We start from the raw sequence: 26667 nt of genomic DNA on the forward strand, positions 1-26667 counted from the left end.
CGGCTACACCACCAAGCGGGACATGACCCTTTCTCCCAAGCCCTGCGGCCTACTGTGTGCTCACACTGAGGGACGGGTGGCATCTACTCTGCGGTCGGTTGAGGTGACACCGCTCGCAACGAGTAGAGGATCGGGAGATAGGTGTCGCTGAAGGGGAAGCGGTAGTTGCCGTCGGGTCCTTGGGGCAGGATGCGGCGTCCGTCGAACTCGGCCTCTGTGTGTTCGCCGAGGTGGTCCACGATCAGTCCGGCTCCGGCGGCCGCTGTCACGATCTCGCCCACGGAGTGAGGATACTGGACTACTTCCTGCGCCTCCATCAGCAGGTCCGGATCGGCATACGTGCCCGTGACCGCTTCTCGCTGGGGTTCGCCGCCGCCGTAGGGCCAGTCGGCCACGAGCGGCTCGTAGCTGGCCAGGGTTTGGAAGGCGGGATGCAGGTCGACCAGTACCAGCCTGCCACCAGGCCGCAGTGCCATTGCCGTGCCGCGCATCCATGCATCGAGGTCAGCGATCCAGCACAGCACCCCGTAGGTGGCGATCACCCGGTCGAACCTGTCCGCCAGGTCGGATGGAAGGTTCTGCGTGTCCGCCTCGATGAAATCGGCGGTCAGCCCGGCGCGCTCGGCCAGCTCACGTGCCCGGGTGATCGCCGTCGACGAGAAATCGATGCCGGTGACCCTGGCGCCCAGACGGGCCCAGTTGAGTGTGTCCATGCCGAAGTGGCACTGCAGATGCAGCACATCCTGGCCGGTCACATCACCGGCTAGCTCCAGCTCGATCCCGTAGAGCGTCTGGCGTCCGGCCAGGAACGAATCGACGTCGTAGAACATGTCATTCGGGGTCGTTCCGTGTGCCCGGGCGCGGGCGTCCCAAAGGGCGCGGTTCGCGGCGAGTTCCTCATCAAGGCGTTTTCCGTTCATGCCAGCAGTGTGACAAAGCCCCCACCGGATCTCGAACAGCCTCTGAAGATCGCTCCAGCTCAGGACGGGAAACCGTTTTCCTCCCGGGGAAACGGCCGACCGAGGACGGGATCTCGCTGTTCCAACCCCAGAAGGTTCCGGTGATCCGCTACCGATACCGGGGACGGAACATACCCACACCATGGACGCCAATACCGGCAGCCGTCGGCTGACTGGAGGCAAGAGCACGTGGAGAGCCGGATGCCCGGAGACGGGCACGTCCGGTTCGGCGGGCGGGCCAGGAAAACGGAACAGTAGCACTACAGATCTTTATCTCGGTGCTTGACGGTCATTCCAGCAATACCAACCCGGTCCCGGCCAGGAATCCGCGCAGGAGGTGCGGGGCTTGCTTGATCTTGCTGAGTGCGGCGTCGGCGGCTTCTGCCAGCTCACGAATCGAACGGAATGCGCGGTTCGCGAGGAGATCTTTGACGATCTTCCACAGGAGCTCCACCGGGTTCAGTTCCGGCGTACGGCGGCAGTTGGACGATTCGTAGCCAGCGCTCCTGCCCCTCAGCCCACTCGCGTACCCCGGCGCTGGTGTGGCTGGAGTAGTTGTCCCATACGAGCGTGACGGGGCCGCCGAGGCGGGCGTACAGCATGGTCAGCAGGAGCGGGAAGTGCTCCTTGGTGTATCCCTCGCGACTCTTGTGCCACACAAGCAGCCTCGGCTCGAACCCGGGCCTGTAGGCGACGAACGCCACCATGTTCTCCCGGTCCCCGCGCGACCCGTTCAGCTTGATCACCGGAGTGGTGCCCCGCTGTCCCCAGGTGCGGCGCACCACGCCGGCGAGCGCCGCTCCGGACTCGTCCTCGAAGACGATCCAGCGCCCCTCGGTCACGGCTTGACCGGATGGGACACCGCCGGCCACGTCTCCGTGCGCCATGCGGCGATCGCCTCCTCGTCGCGCTGGACCGCCTGCGTCTTCGGAACCTGCCACGACCAGCCCAGACGGTCCATGAGGTACCACACCCCCGGCACCGTGAACCGCGCCCCGTACTTCTCCTCGATCACGCGCGCGATACGCGCGAGCGTCCAGCCCTGGCCCTCCCAGCCGTGCGCCGACGCCCCAAGTCGTAACTCTCGCAGCAACTCCTGCTCCTGCTGCGGCGTCAGATACGAGCGGGACCCGTTCGGCCGCGCCACAAGCGCCTCACGACCGCCCTCCCGCCACGCCGCATGCCACTGGCCGACCGCCCGCCGGGACACCCCCAGCAGCCGGGCCACATGCGCCTGCCTCACATCCTGTTCGAACAGGTCGGCGGCCTGCATCCGCCGCGCCTCCCGCTCAGCCGGCCCCCAACGCGCGGCATTCGAAGTCCCCATACCGCCCATATGCCCGAACTGACAGATCATCAAGCAAGACCTTAAAGATCAGTACTGGCGGACGCACGCTCTAACAAGAGCGCCACGGCCAAGGCGTTTATAGAACTCGCCCTGCATCAAAGTAACGCAGGGATGCTCATACTCGGCTACGTGCCCCCGAAGGGCGGCATGCAACTCACGCTTGACGGGATCGCATCGAAGCTCCTTTGCTTCCAAGCGAGTTGGTAGCTCACCTTAAACCAACGGAGCTTCAGCGCATCTACATTTCCCAGTTGACCAGAACGCACGCAGGAACAGGGATAGCAGGTGCACTGGGAATGTAGCTGGGTGTGGAACCCCCCACAGCTACACTACTGAACAAGCTGCTTGTAGTAGTAGTTTTTTGAGATGTAGTAGACCTTCTTGCACGGCCCACCCTCCGGGGGGACGTCTGAGCAGTCATGGCCAATGGAAAGCTGCGCAGAGGTATCACTGTCGAACACAGTGAACGCAGCCCCGCAATGCTCCTTGGCAATGGCTGAGGAATTGTAGAGATTATGAGTCGCATGGTTAGCAAATGCAACCATAGCTTCATTATCCGTGTAGCCGTGGTACTCGGTTATCACATGGACAGAACAAGGGTCCCCCTGCGGCATCTGTACGCTGGCTTGCCAGGTCGTGCTCTCGCTCTGCTGAGGGATCACCGAAGCGTTGGCCGTGCCGGTTGCTACAGATGCGAGAGCGAAGGCCGCTAGACCGAGTGCCAGGGATCGGGATCTCAAAGACATGTACACCCCTCAGGCGTAGTTGGAAATCAAAGCATCCCGCCAAATTCTAATGGCCGACAGAGTAATCGATACTGAATTACTTCCCCGTCCGCCAGTAATTTGTGATGTTCCATCAGTTCTCAAGCAGTCGTTTCGAAGGTGTTGGTGTAAGGTACGGGCGCGTGACTGAACCATGAATTTTTCACAACCCCCTTTGTTGCTATCGCCGTTGACCACATTCCCCTCGACAAACGTGGAGTACTGATCTTTGACCTCGATTCGCCTGTGGTCTGATCAGCTCGTACTACAGCCTCAGATCTCGTGACTGTTGATCGGTGATGTCGTTGTCTGGGCGAGTTCAACCAGTCGTTGCAACACCGGGCTGTTGCAGCGAGCGTAGCTGTTCTTCGAAGACCTCGGCCGGCGTCCGCCAACCCAGGACTTTGCGGGGCCGGTTGTTGATCGCCATGGCGACGGCTTCGAGGTCCGTGAACGACCAGCGGGAGAGATCGGTGCCCTTCGGGAAGTACTGGCGCAGCAGCCCGTTCGTGTTCTCGTTCGTCGGTCGTTGCCAGGGCGAGTGCGGATCGGCGAAGAACACCTTCGTCCCGGTATCGAGAGCGAACTGGGTATGACCGGAGTTCCTTCCCACGGTCCCAGGTGAGGGTCTTACGTAGCTGCTCAGGCAATTGCGTCATCGACGTGGTGAGCGCCGCGTTCATCGCGATCGCGCCGTAGCCCCCGAGCGAGGGGCCGTTCTTCACGGGCGGATTCTCGCCCCAGCCCTCCAGACGGGGCAGGTGCACCAGGAGCGTGGAGCGGCTGCTGCGCTCGACGAGCGTGCCGATCGCGGAGCGGCCCGTCCCGATAATCAAATCGCCTTCCCAGTGTCCGGGGACCGCGCGGTCCGTGGCCTCGGCGGGGCGTTCGCTGAGGACGACGTCCGCGGTGACATGCCCCTGCGGCTTGTTCTGCGACCGTGCACGGGGAGCCCGCAGCGCCCGGCCGGTGCGCAGGCACGTCACCAGTTCCCGCTTGAGCGCGCCACGGCCTTCGATGAACAGCGCCTGGTAGATCGCTTCGTGGCTGATGCGCATGGACTCATCATCGGGGAAGTCGACACGGAGTCGGTGCGAAATCTGCTCCGGACTCCATGCCGTCGCCCAACGTCTGTCCTGACGGTGCGGCTTGTTCAGCCCTTTCCATGCGGGCGTCTTGGGCCCGGTGACGGTCATGTTGTCGGGGCGACGGATGCTGCCGGCGAGCCGGTCCTCTACGTACTCACGCAACCGGTCGTTACCCAGGAGTTTCGCGTTCCTCGGGCGCTTGGCCGCCTGCTGAGCCTTCCACTGGGCGACCGTCGCGCGGTATTCCTGCTTGCCGCCGCGCGTGGCGGCGTTGCGGCGCAGTTCGCGAGAGATTGTCCCGGGGTCTCGCCCCAGGGCGCGGGCGATCTCGCGCACGCCCTTGCTCATCGCCATGAGGATCGCGATCTCCTCGCGCTCTTCGAACGTGAGGTACCGGCCCGCGGGCTCGGCCAACGAGATCGGAGGCATGCCGCCAGCGTGACGAAACCACCTCGCACCCACCGGCCACGACACGCCGACCACCAACGACGCCTCCACCGTCGTGACCCCCGTGGCGATCAGTCGCCAGAACTGGCGCTGCACGACCCGAGAAGGATCAGGCCGCCCCGGCGAACGCATCGCCGGCCGCAACGCACGGTCAGCGCGCCACTGCCGACGCCGCCCCTCCGGAACATCGCTGGTCTTCAAACTCCAGTCCGCCGTGGCCACGTCGCACACCTCCGAGATCAGGGTGTTGCGACGACCAGTTGAATCCACCGTTACTTCCGCGATCCGAGTGAAATATCGCGTCGGCCGAGAGGTTCCTGTTCCGTGCCGCGTTACGGATCGCCCTGGATATCAGTGGGGTTTGGTAGTGGTCGTCCATCGCGTAACCGATGACTTCCTTCGTGCAGCAGTCGATTACCGTCGCGAGGTACAGCCAGCCTTCCCCGGTCCCGATATAAGTAATGTCACCGACGAGCTTTTCGCCGGGCGCGTCCGCGGTGAAGTTGCGGCCGACGAGGTCCGGCACCTGGCCGGCCGCGGCCTTGGTGAGGTTGAACCTCTTCGGCTGTGGCTGGCAGGACTCAAGTCCCAGCTCGCGCATCAGGCGGCGGACCAGTTCCAGGCCGACGCTGATGCCCCAGCGGTGCAGCTGGGCTTGGATGCGACGGTGGCCGTAGGTGCTGTCGGAAATGTCGAAGGCTTTCTTGATGAGCAGTTTCAGTTCCTCGCGCCGCTGTGCCGTCGCGGATTCCGGGCGGGATCGCCAGTCGTAGTAGCCGGATCTGGAGACGCCGAGTCTGCCGCACATGAACTCGACGCTATATGCGCACTCCGCAGTGTCGAGCCGCATCTCATCGATGAACTGTACTTGCTTGCTACCGGGGATCCTTCGCGAAGTACGCCGCGCATTTTTTCAGGAAGGAGTTTTCCATCTCCAGCTCACGGTTCCGCCGTTCGAGTTCCTTCAGGCGTACCCGCTCGTTCACCGTCAATTCTGCATCGGGAGCCGGTTCCTGCTGCTTCTGGGGCGCCGTCGGGCCGGGCGGCCCGGATCGACTTCAGGGCCGCCAGGCTGTGGTCGCCGCCTTTGCGGCGGCGGGTCACACCCCAGAGCTGGTCGTCACCGATGGAGTAAGCAGCCGTGGAAGTAGCGGATGCCGTGCGTGCGGTGGTAGGTGGCCGGCAATCGCTCAGGTCTCTTCTCCGGAGCCCAGGCGGAGCCGTGGCAAGGGCGGATCGACAGCGGGCCGAACTGGTCGAAGGCGAAGCACCGATCCGGGAAATGCCTGGTCACGTGCTCGATACGGTCGAGCTTGGCTTCCTTGTCGGGGTCTTTTGGACTCCTTCCAGGTCCGCGTGCGCTGGAAGGAGATCCCGTGCTCGCGCAGGATCTGCCGCAGCCGCTCCCGGCCGATCCTGACCGTCCGGACCCGGTTGCGGGCCAGGTGGTCGGCGAGCTTGCGCAGACTCCAGTGCGTGAACGGACGTCCCAGCGTTGCGGGGCGGGTCTTGGCCGTCGCAATGATGAACTTGCGTTCCTCATCATTGATCAGGCGGGGACAGCCTCCCGCCCACCGAGGGTCCAGCGCAGCCAGGCCCTTCTTGTTGAAGGCGTGAATCACGTCGCGGACGGTGTCCTCGTGAGCAGCCACCAACCGGGCGATCGCCGTGACCGGGGTACCCGACGCCGACGCCATGATGATCAGAGCCCGCCTGACAGCGCCTTTGGGTATGTGCGCGAAGCAATTGCGCAGGAAGTGAACGCGGCACCGCTGATACGAGGAGCCCAGCATCACCTTGCGGATCGCCGCGATCAGTCCGCTGTGGTGGTCCGCGATGACCAGGCGGACGCCGCCCAGGCCGCGGGCACGGAGCGAGCGCAGGAACTCACTCCAGAACGCTTCGGTCTCGCTGTCCCCCACGGCGGTCCCGAGGACTTCGCGGCCGCCGTCTTCAGTGATGCCGGTGGCGATGACCACAGCCTGCGAGACGATCTGATGGTTCACCCGCACCTTGCAGTACGTCGCGTCCAGGTAGAGGTAGGGGAACCGGGTGTGGTCCAGAGGGCGGGTGCGGAACGCGGTCAGCGGCTCGTCGAGCTCGCCGCAGATGCGGGAGACCTCGCTCTTCGATATGCCACTGTCCCCGCCCAGGGCCTTGACCAGGTCATCGACCGAGCGGGTGGAGACCCCATGGACATATGCTTCCATGATCACGGCATAGAGGGCCTGGTCGATGCGCCGTCGGCGTTCCAGCAGGCTGGGGAAGAAGCTGCCGGTGCGGAGCTTGGGAATCTCCAGGTCCAGATCGCCGGCCGGCGTGGTCAGGGTCTTGTCCCGGTGCCCGTTGCGCCACGCTGTCCGGGAACCGCGCCCTGACCTGGAAGGGTGCCAGACGCCCTGGCGACTGGACGGCCGTGGAGCGTCACTTCCGCGACGGGCACACCGAGACCTGGTGGGCCGCCGATGCCCGACTGGGCGGCTACGGTCCCGACTCGCCCTGCCGACTGGTCGTGGCCACCACCGACCCAGCCCGGCTGCCGGAGAAGGCCACCTGGTACCTGGCCACCAACCTGCCCCACCCCGACGCACCCCACGCCGCCACCAGCCCGCATCCGCCGGCCGACCTCGCCGAGATCGTCCGCCTCTACGGCCTGCGGCCATGGATCGAGCAGAGCTACAAACAGATCAAGGACGAACTCGGCTGGGCCGACTTCCAGGTCCGCTCCGATCGCGCCATCCGCCGCCACCAGACCCTGGTCAACTGTGCCTTCTCCTTCTGCTGGGACCAGTGGTTCAACCCACCCGGACCCCTGGATGACACCGCCCCGGACCCGTGCCCCGACGAGGGGCCAGAGAGGGGGACCAACCGAACCCCACCCACCCCAACTGCCCTGCTGGCCCAAGGCATTACGTTCGGTCCGCGCCTGGCTCACCCCCGCCACCACCCTGAACCGATGGTGGCGATCCTGGACGGACAGAGACCCACCCCCCGACCTCCAGGCCCTGATCGACGCGGTCACCACCGGACACGGCCTTGATCTCTACCTCCGGATTTAACGAACTACCGGTAACGGTAGTTCGTTACTGACTTCGGCTCGTTAGGGTGATCTTCTTCGACGTCCCTGATGGGCCTGGAGTGTTGTCTGTATTCCGTGGTGTATGAGGTATGCGGATGGGGGCGGCCTGACCCCTGTGGGACGTCAGCGCCGGGAGACGGTACGGATGCAGGCGGCGGAGCTGTTCGAGCAGGACATCAAGCCGCCGGAAGTCGCACGGCGCCTGAGGGTGAGCCCGAAGTCGGCCTACCAGTGGCAGCAGATGTGGCGGGACGGTGGCGTGCAGGCTCTGGTCTCTCGTGGCTCGAGTGGATCGCGATGCCGTCTGTCCCCGGGCTGTCTGGAAAAGCTGGCTGCGTACCTCGATGAGGGGCCTGCCGCGCATGGCTGGGTGGAGGACCAGGTGTGGACGGCTGCCCGGGTGGCCACGCTGATCGGCAGGAAGTTCCACGTCTCCTACAGCGTCTCGGGTGCCACGAGGCTGATGCACCGGCTCGGCTTCAGTCCTCAAGTACCCGCGCGGCGGGTGGCCGAGCGCGATGAGCAGGCCGTGACCGTGTGGAAGGAGGCGACCTGGGCCGAGGTAAAAGAGCCCGGGCGGCGTGCGGGGGCTACGTCTGCTTCGAGGACGAGGCGGGCTTCACGCGACGACCGCCCAAAGGACGCACCTGGGGCCGGCGCGGCCGCACCCCGCAGGTCACGGTGAGCGGGCGACGCTCGGGCCGCCTGTCGGTGGCCGGACTCATCGCGATGCGGCCCGGCTCCCGCACCCGGCTGTGTCACCGCCTGCGCACCCATCCCGCGGGCAAAGGCAAACGCCGCAGCATAGGCGAACGGGACTTCATCGCGCTGATCGACGGAGTCCACCACCTCGTCAAGGCCCCGATCGTGCTGGTCTGGGACCGGCTGAACACCCACGTCTCCCACGCCATACGTGAGTTGATCGCCGAGCGTGAATGGCTGACGGTATTCCTGCTGCCCGCCTACTCGCCCGACCTCAACCCCGTCGAGTGGGTATGGGCACATGTCAAGCGCAGCCTGGCCAACCTCGCCGTCGTCGCCCTCGACCGGCTCGAAGTCCTCGTACGCAACCGGCTCAAACGCCTCCAGTACCGGCCCGACACTCTTGACGGCTTCATAGCAGGCACCGGCCTGACCTTCGACGACCCAGCGTCACCCTGATGCGCCGAAGTCAGTAAATCCGGAGGTAGAGATCAAGGCCGTGTCCGGTGGTGACCGCGTCGATCAGGGCCTGGAGGTCGGGGGGTGGGTCTCTGTCCGTCCAGGATCGCCACCATCGGTTCGGGGTGGTGGCGGGGGTGAGCCAGGCGCGGACCGAACGTAATGCCTTGGGCCAGCAGGGCAGTTGGGGTGGGTGGGGTTCGGTTGGTCCCCCTCTCTGGCCCCTCGTCGGGGCACGGGTCCGGGGCGGTGTCATCCAGGGGTCCGGGTGGGTTGAACCACTGGTCCCAGCAGAAGGAGAAGGCACAGTTGACCAGGGTCTGGTGGCGGCGGATGGCGCGATCGGAGCGGACCTGGAAGTCGGCCCAGCCGAGTTCGTCCTTGATCTGTTTGTAGCTCTGCTCGATCCATGGCCGCAGGCCGTAGAGGCGGACGATCTCGGCGAGGTCGGCCGGCGGATGCGGGCTGGTGGCGGCGTGGGGTGCGTCGGGGTGGGGCAGGTTGGTGGCCAGGTACCAGGTGGCCTTCTCCGGCAGCCGGGCTGGGTCGGTGGTGGCCACGACCAGTCGGCAGGGCGAGTCGGGACCGTAGCCGCCCAGGCGGGCATCGGCGGCCCACCAGGTCTCGGTGTGCCCGTCGCGGAAGTGACGCTCCACGGCCGTCCAGTCGCCAGGGCGTCTGGCACCCTTCCAGGTCAGGGCGTGCGCGGCCTCGATGGGGGTGTGCGGCTGGTCGGCCGGAGCCCAGGTGCCGCGGTGCGGCTTGAGCGCGACCACGTAGGCCAGGCCGGCCTCGCGCAGCGCGAGATACCAGTCGTCGCTGACGGAGTAGGCGCAGTCGGCGACCACGGCCCGGCAGCCGAAGCCCGCATCCTTCCCGCGGGCCGCGAGAGCGGCGGCCAGCTGCGGTTTCGTACGGAAGGCCAGATCAGCCCGGCCGCGGGCGAAGTGATGGGCGGGGGTGTAGGGAGTCGCGTGCAGCGGGTAGTACACGCGGCCGTCGGTCCACACCGTGGTCACCGTGACGACGCCGTTGTCCGTCTTGCCCAGCCGGCCCAGCCACTGCCGGCCCACGTGCGCGGTCGCGGTGCCGTCCTTGCGGTCTCCGGAATCGTCGATCACGATGACCCCGCCGTCGTGCGGAGCGGTCGCCGGCTCCTCGTGCAGCAGCTCAAGCCGCCGGTCGTTGATCTGCTCGGCCTCCCAGGGCGACTCGGACAGGAAGAACTGCAGCCGCTGCACCCCTGGCATTCCTGCACCTGCCACCGGTTCCGCCCCTGCCAGGCAGGTGATCGTCTTGTTCCGCTCTCTCGGTGCCAGCAGCCCGGTCAGGTATTCGCGAAACCCCCGCCGCTGGGCCAGGCTGAAGAAGAGGTCGTCGAACCGGGCCGCGTACTCCTCCAACGGACCCGGCGCGGGCGGACACGGACGGCGAGCAGTCATCTTCAGCCCCCAGCAAGGCAGTTGACTCCTACCACCGGCCTACGACCAACCCAACCCGTCGTCAATCCCCACCACCGGCCGGATTTAACGAACTACCGGTAACGAGGCGATCGAGCTCACCCGACGGCTTCGGCTCCCGCACGTGAGACGGCAGCTGAGCGACCTCATCCCCACCGCACGCGCCCAGCGCTGGGACCCCGCCGAACTCGTCCGCGTCCTGCTGGCGGAAGAGGCCGCCGGCCGGGACGCCGCGATGCTGGTCAACCGGCGCAAAAAGGCAGGCTTCCCAGCCGGGAAGACCTTCCAGGTGTGGGACGAGACGAAGTCCTCCATCCCCACCGCAACCCAGACCGCCTTGCGCACCCTGGAATGGATCTCACGGCAAGAGAACCTCTGCATCGTGGGACCCTCCGGCACGGGCAAGAGCCACTGGTGCGAAGCACTCGGCCACGCGGCCATCGAGGCCGGGATGACCACCTGCTGGTTCACCATCGAAGACCTCGGCACACTGGTGCGACGCCACCGCGCGGACGACTCCATGGCCAAGGCCATGTCCAGGATCATGCGGGCAGACCTCGTCATCGTTGACGACATCGGACTCCTGCCCATCGCGCCGGACGCCGCCGAGGGCTTCTACCGCCTGGTGGATGCCGCCTACGAAAAACGCTCTCTCGCGGTCTCCAGCAACCTCCACCCGGCTGGTTTCGAAGAGATCATGCCCAAGACCCTCGCCACCGCGACCGTCGACCGGCTCCTCCACCACGCCCACGTCGTCGTCACCAACGGAACGCAAAGCTGTACTTGACGGTCACGCTGGCATCCGAGGAGTCGGTGGAGGGGCTGTACTCGCGTCCTGAGCACCGTCGACGTCTTCGACGACCCATCGTGGAGAGGGTCCCAGATGTGCAGTGACCGTTGCCGCCGTGTTCAGCGAGAAGCACCGCTTCATGACCTCGGTATTCGGTGCGAGGAGCCGTCAACAGGGCGTGCGCTGTTGGTAGTTCCGGCGCGTTCAAAGAGTGCGGCGGGAAACGGTCGACACGGACTCGCGGCCGCCTTACCTTCCGAAGTAGGAGGCGGGGCCGATGAGCGAACCGACGAGAGTGAAGGTCCTGGAAACCTCCGGACTGCTGCACCCGAACCCGGAGATGGTCACCTCGCCGCTGTTCGCAGAGGGCGGCTTCTTCCTGGCCCACGACAAGGTCCAGGTCAAGTACGAGATGCTCCGGGCGCACGTGGTCGAGGGCCGGAGCGTGAGCGCCACAGCGGCGGCTCACGGCTATTCACGTTCGGCGTTCTACCTGGTAAAGGCGTCCTTCACACAAGCAGGCATGACGGGTCTGCTGGACGGGCGGCCCGGACGGCACGGCCCGGTCAAGGTCACCGAGGACATCGTGCCTTCATCCAGGCGGCACCCGCGGGCCTCTCGAGTGCAGTGTTGGCCGACGAGGTGGAACGAATCTTCGGCGAGCTGTTGCACCGGCGCACGGTGGAACGGATCCGGCGGCCATGACCACATCGTCGGGGCAGGGCTGGTTTCCGCTGCCGGGCGAGCACGCACAGGCCGAGTACGAACTGCTCCGCAGTCACGTCCTCGAACACAGCAGGATGCCGTCCTCGCTGGCTGCGGCCCGCTTCGCCCGCCGCGGACTGGTCGGACTCATCTCCTGGCCGGCCGGTGAGACAGACTTTATGGCCGAACTGTCCGGAGCGCGTCGACCTGCATGGACACCGCACCATGACCCGCGAATGGACGTGCTTGCCGCCGTGTTCGCGGTGCTGCTGGAGGCCGCCGACCGTCTCGGCTTCGGGAGTGATCAGGCATGGAGGTGGGTGCGGTGAAGGCCGCGCTCTATGCGCGGGTGTCCACCGAGGGGCAGCAGGCCCGCGGCACCATCGGCTCTCAACTGGCCGTGCTGCACGAACGGGTGGCCGCCGAGGGCGACGAGCTGGTCGCCGAGTTCACCGACGACGGCTGCTCGGGAGCCCACCTGGACCGGCCGGGCCTGGACGCGCTGCGGGACGCGGCCGAGGCCGGGCTGTTCGAGCGGGTGTGGTGCCTGTCGCCGGACCGACTCGCCCGGGTCTATGCCTACCAGGTCGTCGTCCTGGACGAACTGGCCCGCCTGCAGGTGAAAGTCTGCTTCACCGACGCCCCGCCGATCACAGACGATCCACAGGCAATCTTGCTGACACAGGTCCAGGGCGTGATCGCCGAGTACGAACGGGCCAAGATCGCTGAACGCTACCGGCGCGGCAAACTCTTCCGCTCTCGCGCCGGCGAGGTTATCTCCTGGCGCACGCCCTACGGCTACCGGCGACTTCCCCGAGAGGGTGAACGGGCCGCTCACCTGGAGGTCTTCGAGCCGGAGGCCGCAGTGGTCCGGCGGATCTTCGAGGACTACGCGGTGCGCGATCTGTCGATGCGCGAGATCATCCACGGGCTCGCCGCCGACCGCATCCCCACCCCGAAGAAGGGCAACGGCGTCTGGGGATCCTCCACCATCGCCCGGCTCCTTCACAACGAGGCATACGTCGGCCGGGTCTACTTCAACCGCACCACCACGGTTCCCGACCCGCGCCCAGAACGCCGTCCCCGCCAGGTCCCCAGGCCGCGGGAGGACTGGACCGCCATCACGGTGCCCGCCCTCATCAGCGAAGAGACCTTCCTCGCGGTCGGTCGCGTGAGCCGTAACAACAGCAAGTGGAGCCCGCGCCGGACCGAGCCCGGCCAGTGGATGCTGCGCGGACTGGTCAAATGCGGCTCCTGCCACGTGGGCACGAACTGTCACAAGATGCGCGGCCGCAACGGCGCCTTCCACCGCTATTACTACTGCCGCAACCACGACCCGATCCGAGCCGGCGGCAGCGACCGCCGCTGCACCGAACGCAACATCCGCGCCGACGTCCTGGACGCCTTCGTCATCGCCCAGGTCCGCGACGTCCTCCTGCGTCCCGACGTCCTCCTCGCTGGCCAGCACGCAATCGCGCAGAAGGCATCCAGCGATGAACTGCTGGCGAAGGAACTGAGTGGCCTCGACCGCAAGATCGCCGCGACTCAAGCCGAGCGGAGCCGTTTGGCGGATCTCTATCAGGCCGGTCTGATCGACCTCCTCGACCTGCAACGACGCGCCACCGCGATCGACCACCGCCGCCACGACCTGGCCCAGCGACGTGACGCACTCGCAGCCCGGCGCCACGAACTTGCCCAGACAGGCCAACTCCGCGACAGGATCGCCGACTTCACCAGTCGGGCCCGCGCCGGAATCGACGCCCTCGACTTCGACCGGCAACAAGCCCTCCTCCGCACAGTCATCGAGGAGATCGAAGTCACCGGCCGGCACGTCAAGATCCACCTACGGATCCCACTCGACGAGCCACCTCAGCAGCCCACCCCACCCAGTCCCTGGCCCCGCCGCCCCGCACCGTCCAGCCAAGACCATCTGCGTTCCGTTGGTGGCCACCCAGGGTGACAGCTTCCGGCTCACCCAGGCCACCGCAGGAGAGGGGGTGGTCCCCTTGAACTAGCTCTCACCTGGGGAAACGGCCTGTCCATCGGCGGGGAGATCTGCTGTCCATCAGTGGGGATGTGATCAGTCCGCCATCGGGGAGAAGCCCGTGTCCATTGACAGGCACGTATCCCATCCTCTCTGATGGCTCACAACGGAGCGGCAGAGAAGTCGGAACGGTTCAGGGCTCCACGCTACGAGGGGAAGCACACACCAGGCCTCCCCAGGTTCCACCTCGTAGCCCAGCTCCATCGCGTAGGCCACGGTGGGGGGCCATACCAAGCTGGGCCCTTGGGACGTTGGCCGGTCGGCGTGAGCGGCTGGGCAACAGGTCGCCGTCGAGGTCGCGCTACTGCTTGCCGACCTTTACCCGGTTCAGATCGACGTGGGAGAGGTCGACCAGCCATGGGCCCGGCAGCGCCGCATCGAAAGCCGGATCGGTGACGTGCACGGGCGGCGAGGCCAGGCCGACGACGGCGCCGTTGGCGGCCGCACCGAAGGCGAGGCTGAGTCGATACCGAGCAGGTGGCGCTTCATGCATTCCTTGTCGGGCAGGTCCCGCGCCCAGTCATAGGGCCTCCTCGAAACAGCTTTCCGTCGGGCCGCTCACATGGAACCGTGGCAGGTGCGCCGGGACGGGTGCCAGTCGGTCGCCTCTCTCGGCGCCGGGTCCATCGGGTCCGTGCCCGGCAAGCCAGGCGGGTGTTCGGTGTGCAACGCATCGAAGCTCCGTTGGTGACAAGCGATTGATGAATCGCTCGCCCCAACAGAGCTTCGATCTATTCGGTCACACCCCGCCTGACCAGCGCCTTAACGCGAGATCACGCCGACCTTACAAGAGCCCTGAACGAGAAGGGCCGCCTATGTGATCACGGCGCCTTGCAGTGCGATGATCATTTCAATATCGGTCAATGATTCACGAACGGCTCGTGCGAATAGTCCACTGCTACGAGGCCCGTTGGACCATTGGGATATCCCGCAAGATTCCTGGCCTGCGTTCGCCAAGCCCACCCATAGAGGGAAAGAGGCTGCACGGTTGTAACCACACGACTAGCTCCTGGCGCGTAGCCTCGCTGCATTAGCAGTACATCGTCACCTGACGAGAATGTACTGAAGCTCACATGAGCTCCCGGTCCGTCAATATGCCCAGGAAGTGTCACGAACGTGAAGCTTGTCGGGGTGGCTGAAATTACCCGTACCGGACTGTTTGAAATAGTCGGAAGCCACCCCTTCGGCGCGACTACACTTTCAGTCTCGACATTGTATAGATTATATTCATTCCCCACTCGGACCCTTCTGGCGCTTGCCGGGGGGAGGCCTGAATCCCATGACTGATGAGTGCTAGGGTCAACGGGTTGCACCGTGAAAGGGAAGATTGCGTTCGGATCTTCTTGCATGACGCCCATCTTGCTTTCTGCGGTGTCCCCAGCCTCAATCGAACCAACCCTCCAGACGAACGCATAATTTGCACCTTCCGTCACCCACATGGGTCCCGTGCCTATCAGGCGATTATCTCCAGAAAACCCGACTCTGGCATTTGCATTTTCCAGCTCTGTTTGTACCGGAGACAGGGCCTCCCCCGTTTCGAGGGGGCCTATAGCGGGTGAAAAGTCTCCGTCGGGGCCGCCGTAGGGGTTGACGTTGTAGCCGGCGTTGCGGAGGGCTTGGTTGAAGACGGCGTTGGTGCCGTCGCCGATTTGGACGGTGGTGTAGCCGTTGCTGTCGCTGCCGGTGTTGCCGCTGCCGCATGCGGGTCCGGTGGCGATGATGCTGGCGCAGGGGTTGATGGTCATGGTGGAGGAGGTGTCGATGGCTTCGCCGGTGACGGTTATTTCGTCGGCGGTGTAGGTGGCCATGGGCTGGTTGTAGGTGGCGAGGTCGTCGTATCCGGTGGGGTCGGTGGCGTTGAGGGGGTTGGAGTTGACGTAGGTGTAGGGGTGGTTGGTGGTGACGGGGTCGGGGGTGAGGAAGGTTTTGGCGGAGGCGTTGTAGATGCGTCCGTTCATGTTGATTTGGGCGGGGTTGTCGTGTTCGTGGCCGGTGAAGCCGCGGGTGAGGGTGCCCAGGGGGGTGGTGTCGGGGGTGCCGTCGGCTTTGATGCGGCCGCCGTAGGGGTCGTTGTAGGTGGTCTGCTGGATGGTGCCGGTGGCGTCGGTGACGGTGTTGGTGGAGCCGAGGTGGTCGGCGTGGGTGTACTGGATGGTGGTGCCGGTGGTGTCGGTGACGGCCTGGCCGATGGGTCCGTCGGGGCCGGTGAGGTAGTGGATGTAGCTGGTTTTGTTGTTTTTGTCGGTGCGTTGTTCGAAGAGTTTGCCGGCGTAGAGGGTGGTGCCGTTGGGGCCGGACTTGGAGACGCGGGTGCCGAAGGCGTCGTAGAGGTAGGTGGTGGGTGTGGTGTCACCGCGGAAGGTCTGGGTGCGGGGTAGGTCGAAGGGGGTGTAGGTGGTGGTGGCCTGTGATCCTTGTTCGTCGTTGGTTTCCTGGATGCGGTTGAGGTCGTCGTAGACGAATTTTTCTTTGTCCCGTGCGGTCAGTGCGTGGGGCAGGGTGCCGTCGGGGCGGCCGATGGTGCGGGTTTCGGCCTGGTTGGCTCCGGTGACGCCGGTGAGGTTACCGATGGTGTCGTAGCTGTAGGTGACGGGTTTTTCGGGGTCGGTGGCGTTGGCCAGGGTCCAGTTGGTGAGCCGGCCCATCGAGTCGTAGTCGAAGGTTTCGCCGCGTTTGGCGGTGGGGTCGTCCTGGATGCGGTCCTTGACCATTCCGTCGGGATGGAAGGTGTAGTGCAGGTCGAGGATTTTGGTGCCGTTGCTGGGTTTGGTGATGTCGATGTCGGTGAGCCGGCCGGTGGTGTCGTAGCCCTGGGTGCGGTTGAGGGCGTTGGGGCCGACGGTTGCGGTGGCCAGGGAGAGGTCGGCGTTGCGGCCGGTGGTCTTCCACAGCTGCTTGGCGCTCTGGCCGGGGGTGGTGTCGGTGACGGTTTCGGGGTAGCCGCTGGCGTTGTAGCCGGTGGTGAGGAACATACGGCTGGCGCCCGCGGCGGGGTAGATGAGGTCCTTGACCCGGCCGAGGGAGTCGTAGGTGGTGTCGGCGCGCAGTGTCTTGGTGGTGGCGCCGGTGGGCACGCTCAGGTTGGTGGTCTCCAGGCGGCCGAGGGTGTCGTAGCCGAAGGCGGTGGTGACCTGGTCGGGGCTGGTGGCCGAGGCCATCTGTCCGCTGCCGTTGGCGGCGGTGTCCCACACGAAGCTGGTGGTGAGGGTTTTGCCGGCGAGTTTGTCGGTGTCGGTGACGGTGGTCTGGCGGCCCAGGTCGTCATAGTCGTAGCTGGAGACGATCGCGTCGGTGCCGTTGGTCTTGAGCCGGGCGCTCTGGCGGACCTCGCCGCTGCCGAAGTACTGGGTGGTGCTGGTGCCGCGGTCGGGGTCGGTGTACTTGACCGTCCGGCCCAGGATGTCGAAGTCGCTGGTGGTGACGTTGCCCTTGGTGTCGGTGGCCTTCGCCTGCAGCCGGGGGTAGGTGTAGGTGGTGGTGACGGGGGTGGTGGAGCCGTCCTTGTTCTTCAGGACGGCGGTGGCGCTGACGGGCCGGCCGTCGACGTCGACGGTGGACCGGGTGGTGTTGCCGCGCGGGGACTGCACCTGGCTGGTGAAGAACGACGGGTAGGTGAACACGGTGGACTTGTGGTCTGGGCTCTCGGTCTGGATCGGCCGGTCCAGGCTGTCGAAGGTGGTCACCGTGACGCCCGAGGAACCGTCGTAGGGGTCGGCAGCGGTGGAGGGGCGTGAGTGCACAAACACCCGGCCCAGCAGGTCGTAGTCGGTGACCGACACACTGGCGGTGCCGTTGAAACCCTTCACCGAACTGGTCCGTGGCCGGCCGGCCGGGTCGCTCACGCTCACGGCCTGGCCGCCGTCGGTACTGGTGGTCTTGACCTCCGTGCCGGTGATGTTGCCGGCGTCGAGGTGTGCACTGTAGGCGGTGGTCACCGACGGCCTGCCGGTGGTCGCCGCCGTCAAGGGCCGGCCCAGGTCGTCCCAGGAGGAGACGGTGGAATCAACGCCGTTGACGTCTTCCGAGGCGACCGCGAACCCGAACGCCGGATGCATCGCCTGCCACACCGAGGGCCGGTGCGCGGCCACACTGTGCTCAGACCACACCTGCGAGACGAACATGCCCTCATCCGGCTGATCGCTGAACGCCGGCGCGTACTCGGTGTGGGTGACCCGGTCCGGCCGGCCCGGCGTCGTGGCGGTCACCTTCGACACCATGCCCAGGCCGGTGTAGTCGGTTTTCACGCTGCTGCGCAGATCCGCGTTGCCCGGCTCAGTGTTGTCCGGCTCAGTGTTGACTGCGGTCCGCCGGCCCAGATCATCGTGAGTGAACCCGGTCACCCGCACCACCGGAGTGGTGCTGCCGTGCTCGGTCCGCTGCACCGTCGTCTTGGACGGCAGTCCGGTCAGCCAGTCCTGCTGGCGTTGCGGGGAGAGGTCGTAGTCGGTGTGCGACTCGACGGCCGCACCTCCCACCGTCACGCTCTTGGCGTCGGTCTGGTTGCCGTAGTCGTCGAACGTGGTGGTGGAGTCCACCTGCCGCTTCACATCCGCCGGGTCGGGAACCTGCAGGCCGCCGACATGGCTCGAGGCCGCCGCATCCCAGTCGAGGCTGACGTTCTGCTCCCACACCTGGGTAGACGACGTCTTGGGGAACACCGCGAATGTCTTCCCGCCGTCCAGCGGACGGAACTCCGGCGTATTCGCCACCCGGGTGACCCGTGCGGTCGCCGAGGCCACCTTGCTGTTGACCTGATTCTGCGTCAGCACCGGAGTGGCGGTCATGGTATTCTTCGCCAGCGAGGCGAACGGATAGTGTTTCCCGCCGTCCTTCGTGGTCCGCAGATCATAGTTGGTGACCGTTATCGAGGGCCGGGTCGGATCCCACACCGACACCTGTCCGAACCCGAGACCGCCCTGCCGAACATGCGCCACCGGATCCCGGTACGAATAAAACACCGAACGCGCATTCTCCGACGCGTTCTTGAACGATCCTTCCCGCGACGTCACCTGACGCACCACCGTCATACCCCGGTGCACACACATCAGCGGGAAGTCACACTCGGCGTTTCCGGCACCAGCCTGGTCACTGAAGTCACTGGAATACGTCACCGACTCCCGGTTCCAGCCCGCGCCCTCGTCCCGGACCTTGGTGATCCGGGTGCCGGAGTCGGAGGTCTGCGTCAAAAGCTCCAGCTGGTTGGCCTCGGCCTTGAGGATGTCCGTGTTCCCGTCGCCATTGAAATCTCCCAGCCTGGCGATGCGGTCCATCGGCCCGGCGGCGACCTTCTCCAGGTCGAACGTACCGTCGCCCTTGGACAGCAGCAGGGACACCGACGACGTGCCGGTCTTGGCGAAGGTGACCACATCGTCGCGGCCGTCCTTGTTGACGTCCGCGATCTGCACGGTGGAATCCTGCCACAAGTCGATCGCATCGTGATCGATCTGCAGGCTGTCGTCGAGTGTCTTGCCGTCCCAGAACAGACCCTCGCCCGTGTTCCACAGGATGACGTCGTGGTAGCCGGGCACCCTCCCCATCAACAAAGTGTCCTTGAGGCCGTCCCCGTTGAGGTCGGCCTGGTAGGAATGCCACCCGTAGACGCCGTTTTCGTCAGCGGTCGGGAAGGGGGGAACATTGTGTCCTTCGAGGTCCTTCATCTCCCTTTCCCACTCGGGGTGCTGCGGTGCGAGCGGAGGGAACTTCCAGCCGGGATCACCAACATTGCTGTCCGAGCCCCGACCGAGCTCGATCTTGAGGGCACCCTGATCGTCCACGTGGACCGCATTGGTGTGGAATCCCACACCGCATACGTACTTGCCGTTCCGGTCCTTGACGAGCAGCGGCGTGTCGATGATCATGTCCGCTCGGCCGTCGCCATCAACGTCCGCGATCCTGGCTCCGGGGCACTTGCCTTTGATGGTGGAATCGACGCGGTTGGCGAAATGGTTGTCGCCCTTGTTCAACCGCACCGACAGATCCCTACGGTTGTCCGGGTCGTCACTTCCTGCCGCAACATCCGCGGCAATACGGTCCACCAGGCCATCGCCGTTGACATCCGCATAGTTGGAGTAGTACCCGTCATCGTCGAAAACGAGGCCGGTGCTCTCGAACTCGTGCTTGGCCTGATTCCAGTGCAGCACCTTCTCGTGCAGGCCCGTCAGGTCCGCCGAGCGGACCATGAATTCTGTTTTGCCGTCCCCGTCCGAGTCCAGGGGCCGTCCCTGTGCGAGGTCCAGCCCCGGATTGGCGCCCTGCGGCTCGACCGGAGGAAACGCACCGACCCCGCTCACCGCACGCACATCCGACAGCGGCGCCACCGAGCTGCCGTCGCGGACACCGAGGCGGGCTTGCACCCCCCGGCCGGTCGACAGGTTGTTCTGCGTCAGAATGTCATCGACGCCGTCCCCGTCCAGGTCCTGAACGGACATCACCGGGTCCATCGACGTGTCGCCGTCCGTCGGTGAAGCGGGCGCGGGATGCCAGGTACCCCCGAGGAACTGTCCGTCAAACGACGGCCTGTTCTCCGCATTGAACCAGTCGAACTCCTTGAACGGCAGACAGCCGCTCAGCGCACCGCACTCCTGAACTCGCCAGAGCAGACTTCGCGTCTTATCGTGATCAGCAGTCCCCGCACCAAGGTAAGAGAGATTGTACGTCCGCACCAAAGCCTTTTTACCCGGATTCGGCGCAAACATTTTGATCGTCTTGAGTCGCTGCGTATTGCTGTAACGGACACCAGCCACATACGAAGACGTCGGGTCGGGTCTGCTCTCATACCCGAACTCAACTGACCGCTCCGCCTGACGGCCCGGACCGAACGTGTAGTCGATCGCCTTCGGCAAGAAGCGGTTCCCGAAAAGCAGAGAAGTCTGCACGTCGTAGGAGTACCGCATCTCATTGCCGTTGCGGTCTGCCATCTTCTTCAGCAGCCACACCACACGCGGCGTGGAAACCTCATCGGAATGCTGCTGCAGGAACTGATCCGACAATTTGTCTCGAACCGTCCCCTTCTCGGTGAACGGGGTACCGGGGCTTCCATCAGGTTTAGGCGGGCCGGGCGTAGTCGCCGTGACCTCCCGGTCCACCAGCCAACTCTTCGTCAACGTCGCCGAATCCGCACCGACGCGCACCCCGGTCTGCGCCTCATACGTGCTGATCAGACCGTTCTTCCCGGCAACCACAAACTTGTCCGGACCACTGTCCAAACTCGCACTCGACCCGTCGTCGTTCACCGACACGATCTTGGCAAAACTCGATTCCGCGGTGTTGTACACCGTTCCGTCGGCACCATAATCACCCGACGTCCCCTGCTCCGCATCCACCCCGACGAGCCTGGCCCCGTCGAGACAAAACCGGTCGTTCTTGTCGTAATGCACACCGCTGCGGGTCCCGTCATCCTCCGGATTCTTCCCACACCGACTAATCGACGACGACATCCCGGACGCCGACCAGCCCAGCCCGAAAACCCCATCATGCCCGGCACTGGAATAATTCAGTGACAGACCCGGCTCCACACCAGCCCGGCCCGCCGGCACACTCAACGGCACCCGGTAAGTGAACGCACCACCCGGACCCACCCCACCCGAACCCGCCAGAAAACCAGCCTTCGCCCCAGCCACCTGCGGCAACTCCGCCGGCAACTTGACCGGATGCTTCGCCACCGGCGGCCCATCCACCGCCCATGCACCGGAAGAAAACACCACCCCCGGCACCACACCCACCAACAACCCCAAAGCGGCAGCAAACGCCGAACCACGACGCCTCCCGCCTCCTCTGCCAACCCTCGACAACATACGAAATGGCTCCTTGAAATGTACTGAGAAAACACAACGAAACTCGTAACTGCAGACGCCCTGATATCTTCCGGTCGAAATTCAATTCGCGGAAGAAACGAAAAACCACAGCGCCCGTCTAAACGGCACCACCTTTACCGGATGTAAGTGCACAACAATATCGAGTTTCGGAATTGCCCGGTTGGTCTTGGACCGCTGAAGGGTCAGCCTGCCGCGGGAGTAGGACTGCCAGGGGCACTTTGCCGAACCATGCTTGCGAGAACGTGCAGGCGGATCGATTCATGGGACGTCGGGCAGCCGCCTCCGTCGTCCTGTCCCTACCGAACGCTTGCTGCAGCGGCTCAGCCCTTGACGATCACTCCGTCCCGTTCGGTGACCTTCACCACGGGCAGGGCCTTAGTCGCCGGGCCGTGAACCGGCCGCCCCGTCACGGCATCGAATCGGCTGCCGTGGCACGGGCAAAGGATCTTCCCATCGCTCACCTCCGCGACGACGCAGCCCGCGTGAGTACAAATCGCGGAAAAAGCGCGTAGCTCACCACCCTCACCACGGGTCAGAACCACATTGGCCGACGGCACCACCAAACCCCCACCGCGCGGAACCTCATCCGCACGGGCCAACTCCGCAGCCGCCGCAGCCGCCGCCTCCCGCACCGCCCCCTCCTTCTCCTGCCTGCCACATCCGGCCAGCACCGTCACCGCCGCGGCGACAGCCAACCCCTCAACCACCACCCTCCGCCTCGACGCACAACCCGCTCCCGGACCAGTGCCAGCCGCTTCCGAACTCGACGCCATACACATCCCACTCCAGCAGTTTCAAACGCTGCCAACACCAGCAGCGACCACGCCACATCGGGAGATCTGCGCAACCGGCAACCTCTCGGCCACCGAAGAAACCACGCTTCCGACTACGCTCACAGCCGTCGCACATCACACCCGCGCCATGAGTATCCGGGCAGACAACACCTGCATCCTGAGTAACCACTGCCTGACCGATCGGCCTTTCTTCGCGTTCCGGGCATCGCGGGACTGTCCAATGGGTCTGTCAAACGAGCGGTGTAACTGGGTAGTTGGGGTTACTGACGGGCTGCGGAGAGGCGGCCGTCGAAGGTGATGTCGAAGGCGTTCAGCGCGGTCTTCCAGCGCATGGTCCAGCGGGCCTGGCCTTTGCCGGTGGGATCGAGGGACACAGGGCCCCGGCGTGTGCCTGGATCGTCCGGTTTGGTTATGTGATGCCGTAGAGGGCGAGGACGCGGGGGCGCTCGGTGTGGGCTCGTCGTCCGGCGGCGGTGTTGACGTAGCCGGCGAGCTTGAGCGCGCTGCGGATCAGGTCGCGGAGGGTAGCGAGTACGGCGGGCGCGTTGCGGGTTCTGACCTGGGACTTGTCCTCGTTGAAAGTGACATCTCGACACCAGTGGACGGTATTTTCCACGGTCCAGTGCCCGCGAGCCCAGGACGCGATCTCGGCTGCGTTCGCTTCCTCGGCGGGCAGGTCGGTGATGGCGTAGACGGTCTCGCTGGACCATTTTTTCGCCCCGTAGAGACGGCGTCGGCGCTGGATCCGCAGGACCTGGGCCGCGTGCGGGAAGAGCAGGCCCTCGACGGTGACGACCTGCACGAGCCGCTGCTCGTGACGGCCGTGGCCCCGGGCGTCGTCGCGGTGGATCACAGGGATCTCCTTCCAGGGCAGGGCGTGGAGTTGACGGGCCTGGCCGCGCTGGTTGTTCTTGATGGTCAGCAGGTAGTGAGCGCCGCGTTCGCGCAGGTAGATGGCGTGGTCGCGTTGGGCGTGGAGGGCATCGGCGGTAACGACCACCCCGTGAGATCCGCGTCGTCGATCTGGTCGAGGAGAGGTGCGAACTCGGGGATTTCGTTGGTCTTCGCGCCGATCTCGCGGGAGGCGAGAGTGACACCGTCGCCGTGACGGACGGCGGACAGGACGAAGACGCGGCTGCCGTCCGGGCGCCTCGCGCCGCGCAGGCACTTGCCGTCCACCGCGATCGCCCGCCGCCGGAGCCGTACCGGCTCGGCGCGGGCGGCCGCCCGGTGAGCCCGGCGCTGTTCACGTTCGGTGCCACCGTCGGGCATCACCGGCTCCGGCCGGCGGGGCTGTGCGGACAGCAGAGGCCGAAGGTAGTCGTAACCGGCCGCGCCGATCTCACCGGGATCGAGTCGCCCCAGGACGCTGCGCAGGGTTTTCTCGCTCGGCACCCGGTAGCGGCCAAGGAGTGGGTGGTAGGGCAGGCCGAAGGCGGCCAGTTCCTCCGGCGCCGCACGTCGGCACCACTCCGCCGCCGCGGTGATCGAGTCGTGGCCGGACGGGGTCATCGCGCAGACCACCAGGGCCAGCAGCGAGGAGAGCCGGTACCGCACTCCGCAAGCCCCTCTCGGATCGGTGACCGACTCGAACTCGGCGACCAGGCAGCGCACTTGCTCCTTGGCGGCACCCTCGCCGAGGGCTTCCAGGCAGGGCGCACAAGGCACGGGGACAGCGACAAGGGATGATGGAGAAACGAACACGGCACCTTCGTGGATCTTGCAGCGTAGAGAACTACATGATCCACAGGTGCCGTGTTCACCTGCTTCCGGGGCCCACCACCGAGATCAACACCCCAGACCGGGACGATCCAGGCACTCGCCGGGGCCCTGTCGAGGGACATGATCGCCATGTAGACGCATTTCAACGCGGCCTGCTCGTTGGGGAAGTGTCCGCGGGCCTTGACCGCCCGTCGGATCCGCGCGTTCACCGACTCGATCGCGTTCGTCGTGCAGACGATGCGGCGGATCTCGGTGTCGAACCGCAGGAACGGAGTGAACTCCTCCCAGGCGTTCTCCCACAGTCTCACGATCGCCGGATACTTCCGGCCCCAGGCGTCGGCGAACTCGGCGAACCGGTCCAAGGCGGCCTCTTCGGTGGGAGCGGTGTAGACGGGCTTGAGGAGCTTGGCGATCTTGTCCCAGTCCTGGCGGGCGGCATAGCGGAACGAGTTCCGCAGCAGGTGCACCACGCAGGTCTGCACGATCGTCCGCGGCCAAACGGTCTCCACTGCCTCGGGCAGGCCCTTGAGCCCGTCGCAGACCAGCATGAGGACGTCGCTGACGCCGCGGTTCTTGATCTCGGTGAGGACGTGCAGCCAGTGTTTGGCGCCCTCGCCGCCGTCGCCGGCCCAGAGCCCCAGGATCTCGCGCCGGCCCTCGGTAGTGACGGCCAGGGCCACGTAGATGGGCCGGTTGGCGACCGCGCCGTCGCGGATCTTGGTTCTGGCGACGATCTTGTGATCCGGACGCTTGTGCAGGTCGTTTCAGATGTTCGCGATCATGCATCGCGTGCTCTCGTAATGTGCTGTTGGAGTTGTTTCCCTACCTGTCCGCGTTGCTGATCGAGGAGGTCCAGCGGCGGCCCGACAAGGTGGTGCTGAGGACGCGCGCGCGAGCGACGACCGCGGCTTGCCGGTGCGGCCAAAGCTCGGCACGGGTGCACGGCCGGTATGTACGCCGGCTGCGTGATGTCGCCGTGGGCGGGCTCGGCGTCGTGATCGAGTTAGGCATACGCCGCTTCCGCTGTGAGAACCCTGCCTGCACGGCGGTGACGTTTGCCGAGCAGATCGCGGGACTGACCACCCCGCACAGCCGACATACCCCGCAGCTGCGTGGGGTGTTGACGCAGATCGGCCTGTCCCTGGCCGGCCGGGCAGGAGCCCGTTTGGCGGCCGCGGTCGGCCTCACCGTGGGCAGGGATACGCTGTTGCGGCTGGTCAGGTCCCTGCCCGAGCCGGAGATCGGCGAGGTGGAGATCCTCGGGGTCGACGACTTCGCCTTCCGCAAGGGCCGCCACTACGGCACGGTCCTGATCGACATGGCCACCCACCGTCCGCTGCACATCTACGACGGCCGCGACGGGGAGGACCTGGCCGCCTGGCTCCGCGATCACCCAGAGGTGAGGGTCATTTGCCGAGACCGTTCCAGCGGTTACGGGGAGGGCGCTCGGGTCGGGGCGCCGCAGGCCGAACAGGTCGCGGATCGCTATCACCTGTGGGCCAACCTCGGCCAAGCGGTTGAGAAGACGGTCAACGCCCATCGCTCCCACCTGACCGAACCGCATCCCGGCTCAGCCTCCGGCCCCGACCTCGTGGAGGTGGAACCCGAGGTGGTCCAGCCGCCGAAAGAGCTGAAGATCGTGATCCGGCTGCGTGAGCAGCATGCTGCCGCCCACGAACTGTGGCAGCAGGGGATGTCGAAGGCGGCGATCGGCCGGAAGCTCGGGCTGCACCAGGCCACCGTCCGCAAACTGGTCAACGCACGCTCCGCCGACGATGTCGTGGCCAAGAACCTCCAACGAGCGCATGTCGTTGATCCGTACGTCGGCTACCTGCACCGGCGCTGGAACGAGGGTGTCAGAAACGCTGCCCAGCTCTACCGGGAGATCAAGCAACTCGGTTATTCCGGCGGCGAGTTGGCCGTTCAGCGGCATCTGCGGCGTTACCGGACCGGGCGCGGACACGCACCCGATCCGGGACCGAAGCCTCCCTCGGTCCGCGAGGTCACCTCCTGGATCATGACGCACCCCGAGCACCTGCGGGACGAGGACGCTGACAACCTGCACCGGTTGCGTGAGCGCGATCCTGAACTTGACCGGCTCACTCTTCACGTCAGGAAGTTCGCCGCGATGATGACCGGACGGCACGGCGACCGCCTCGAAGACTGGATCATCGACGTCGAACAGGACAGTCTGGCTCCGCTTGCGGGCTTCGCGCGCAACCTCCGCCGCGACTTCGACGCAGTCCGCAACGGGCTGTCTCTACCGCACAGTTCCGGCGCCGTCGAGGGCAACATCAACCGGCTGAAGATGCTGAAACGCCAGATGTTCGGCAGGGCCAGTCTCGATCTCCTTCGCAAACGCGTCCTGCTCACACGGTGAGCCCCACCGCCCGAATCACAAGATCATCGCCAGAACCCAGATCTTCACGTTGATGCAGTCGATGAAGATGACCGGATAGACGGCTTGAGTTCTATTGGTTGTTGCGAACGCT

At 65.5% G+C, this 26667-nt stretch carries 14 protein-coding genes and 7 pseudogenes; 7 read left to right on the plus strand and 14 right to left on the minus strand.

Annotated elements, in window-relative coordinates; translation table 11 throughout:
* Positions 1–83: 83 nt before the first annotated feature.
* From OG985_RS00680 to OG985_RS00715, 8 genes and pseudogenes are all read right to left on the minus strand, one after another.
* The gene (locus tag OG985_RS00680; protein ID WP_371666448.1) at positions 84–920 is read right to left on the minus strand and encodes a class I SAM-dependent methyltransferase; all 837 of its coding nucleotides are present in this window, start codon (positions 918–920) and stop codon (positions 84–86) included.
* A gap of 428 nt (positions 921–1348) precedes the next feature.
* Entirely contained in the window at positions 1349–1801 is a 453-nt protein-coding gene (locus OG985_RS00685) for a transposase (protein ID WP_371666449.1), read from the minus strand.
* Complete coding sequence (locus tag OG985_RS00690) at positions 1798–2316, minus strand: winged helix-turn-helix domain-containing protein (protein WP_371666450.1); 519 nt, start codon at positions 2314–2316, stop codon at positions 1798–1800. The genes OG985_RS00685 and OG985_RS00690 overlap by 4 nt, the downstream gene beginning before the upstream one ends.
* 320 nt (positions 2317–2636) lie before the next feature.
* On the minus strand, positions 2637–3053 hold the full coding sequence (locus tag OG985_RS00695; protein ID WP_371666451.1) for a hypothetical protein: 417 nt from the start codon (positions 3051–3053) through the stop codon (positions 2637–2639).
* 337 nt (positions 3054–3390) lie between these two features.
* Positions 3391–4588: pseudogene (locus OG985_RS00700) on the minus strand (IS30 family transposase).
* 169 nt (positions 4589–4757) lie between these two features.
* Entirely contained in the window at positions 4758–5456 is a 699-nt protein-coding gene (locus OG985_RS00705) for an IS3 family transposase (RefSeq protein ID WP_371666452.1), read from the minus strand.
* Between the two features lie 173 nt (positions 5457–5629).
* Positions 5630–6303 (minus strand): annotated as a pseudogene (locus tag OG985_RS00710) (IS630 family transposase); the annotation flags it as partial.
* Between the two features lie 47 nt (positions 6304–6350).
* A pseudogene (locus tag OG985_RS00715) lies at positions 6351–6969 on the minus strand (IS256 family transposase); the annotation flags it as partial.
* 53 nt (positions 6970–7022) lie between these two features.
* Here OG985_RS00715 and OG985_RS00720 point away from each other — a divergent pair.
* The 3 genes and pseudogenes from OG985_RS00720 (at position 7023) to OG985_RS00730 (ending at position 8846) form a co-directional block, all read left to right on the plus strand.
* Entirely contained in the window at positions 7023–7646 is a 624-nt protein-coding gene (locus OG985_RS00720) for a hypothetical protein (RefSeq protein ID WP_371674707.1), read from the plus strand.
* A 121-nt stretch (positions 7647–7767) separates the two neighbouring features.
* Positions 7768–8223, plus strand: a pseudogene (locus OG985_RS00725) (transposase); the annotation flags it as partial.
* A complete protein-coding gene (locus OG985_RS00730) occupies positions 8223–8846 on the plus strand; it encodes a transposase (RefSeq protein WP_371666453.1) in 624 nt (207 codons plus the stop codon). The pseudogene OG985_RS00725 and the gene OG985_RS00730, both read left to right, overlap by 1 nt.
* 32 nt (positions 8847–8878) lie before the next feature.
* On the opposite strand, the gene OG985_RS00735 is transcribed toward OG985_RS00730, so the two are convergent.
* Positions 8879–10288 (minus strand): IS701 family transposase, encoded by a 1410-nt coding sequence (locus OG985_RS00735; protein ID WP_371666454.1) that lies wholly within the window; start codon positions 10286–10288, stop codon positions 8879–8881.
* Between the two features lie 109 nt (positions 10289–10397).
* Between OG985_RS00735 and istB the strand changes: the two genes are divergently transcribed.
* The 3 genes from istB (at position 10398) to OG985_RS00750 (ending at position 13761) form a co-directional block, all read left to right on the plus strand.
* Positions 10398–11093: an IS21-like element helper ATPase IstB gene (gene istB, locus OG985_RS00740; protein WP_371674203.1), complete on the plus strand. Its 696-nt coding sequence runs from the start codon at positions 10398–10400 to the stop codon at positions 11091–11093.
* 704 nt (positions 11094–11797) lie between these two features.
* Positions 11798–12130: a hypothetical protein gene (locus tag OG985_RS00745; RefSeq protein WP_371666455.1), complete on the plus strand. Its 333-nt coding sequence runs from the start codon at positions 11798–11800 to the stop codon at positions 12128–12130.
* The gene (locus tag OG985_RS00750; protein WP_371666456.1) at positions 12112–13761 is read left to right on the plus strand and encodes a recombinase family protein; all 1650 of its coding nucleotides are present in this window, start codon (positions 12112–12114) and stop codon (positions 13759–13761) included. The genes OG985_RS00745 and OG985_RS00750 overlap by 19 nt, the downstream gene beginning before the upstream one ends.
* A 249-nt stretch (positions 13762–14010) precedes the next feature.
* Here the strand turns inward: OG985_RS00750 and OG985_RS00755 are convergent.
* From OG985_RS00755 to OG985_RS00775, 5 genes and pseudogenes are all read right to left on the minus strand, one after another.
* A pseudogene (locus OG985_RS00755) lies at positions 14011–14511 on the minus strand (transcriptional regulator); the annotation flags it as partial.
* A 194-nt stretch (positions 14512–14705) separates the two neighbouring features.
* The gene (locus OG985_RS00760) at positions 14706–21578 is read right to left on the minus strand and encodes an FG-GAP-like repeat-containing protein (RefSeq protein ID WP_371666457.1); all 6873 of its coding nucleotides are present in this window, start codon (positions 21576–21578) and stop codon (positions 14706–14708) included.
* 401 nt (positions 21579–21979) lie between these two features.
* A complete protein-coding gene (locus OG985_RS00765) occupies positions 21980–22354 on the minus strand; it encodes a Rieske (2Fe-2S) protein (RefSeq protein WP_371666458.1) in 375 nt (124 codons plus the stop codon).
* Between the two features lie 508 nt (positions 22355–22862).
* Positions 22863–24157 (minus strand): annotated as a pseudogene (locus tag OG985_RS00770) (ISAs1 family transposase).
* Between the two features lie 101 nt (positions 24158–24258).
* Positions 24259–24894: pseudogene (locus OG985_RS00775) on the minus strand (IS256 family transposase); the annotation flags it as partial.
* An 89-nt stretch (positions 24895–24983) separates the two neighbouring features.
* Here OG985_RS00775 and OG985_RS00780 point away from each other — a divergent pair.
* A complete protein-coding gene (locus OG985_RS00780; protein ID WP_371666459.1) occupies positions 24984–26555 on the plus strand; it encodes an ISL3 family transposase in 1572 nt (523 codons plus the stop codon).
* Positions 26556–26667: the final 112 nt, after the last annotated feature.

The sequence above is a fragment of the Streptomyces sp. NBC_00289 genome, assembly GCF_041435115.1.
Classification (GTDB): domain Bacteria; phylum Actinomycetota; class Actinomycetes; order Streptomycetales; family Streptomycetaceae; genus Streptomyces.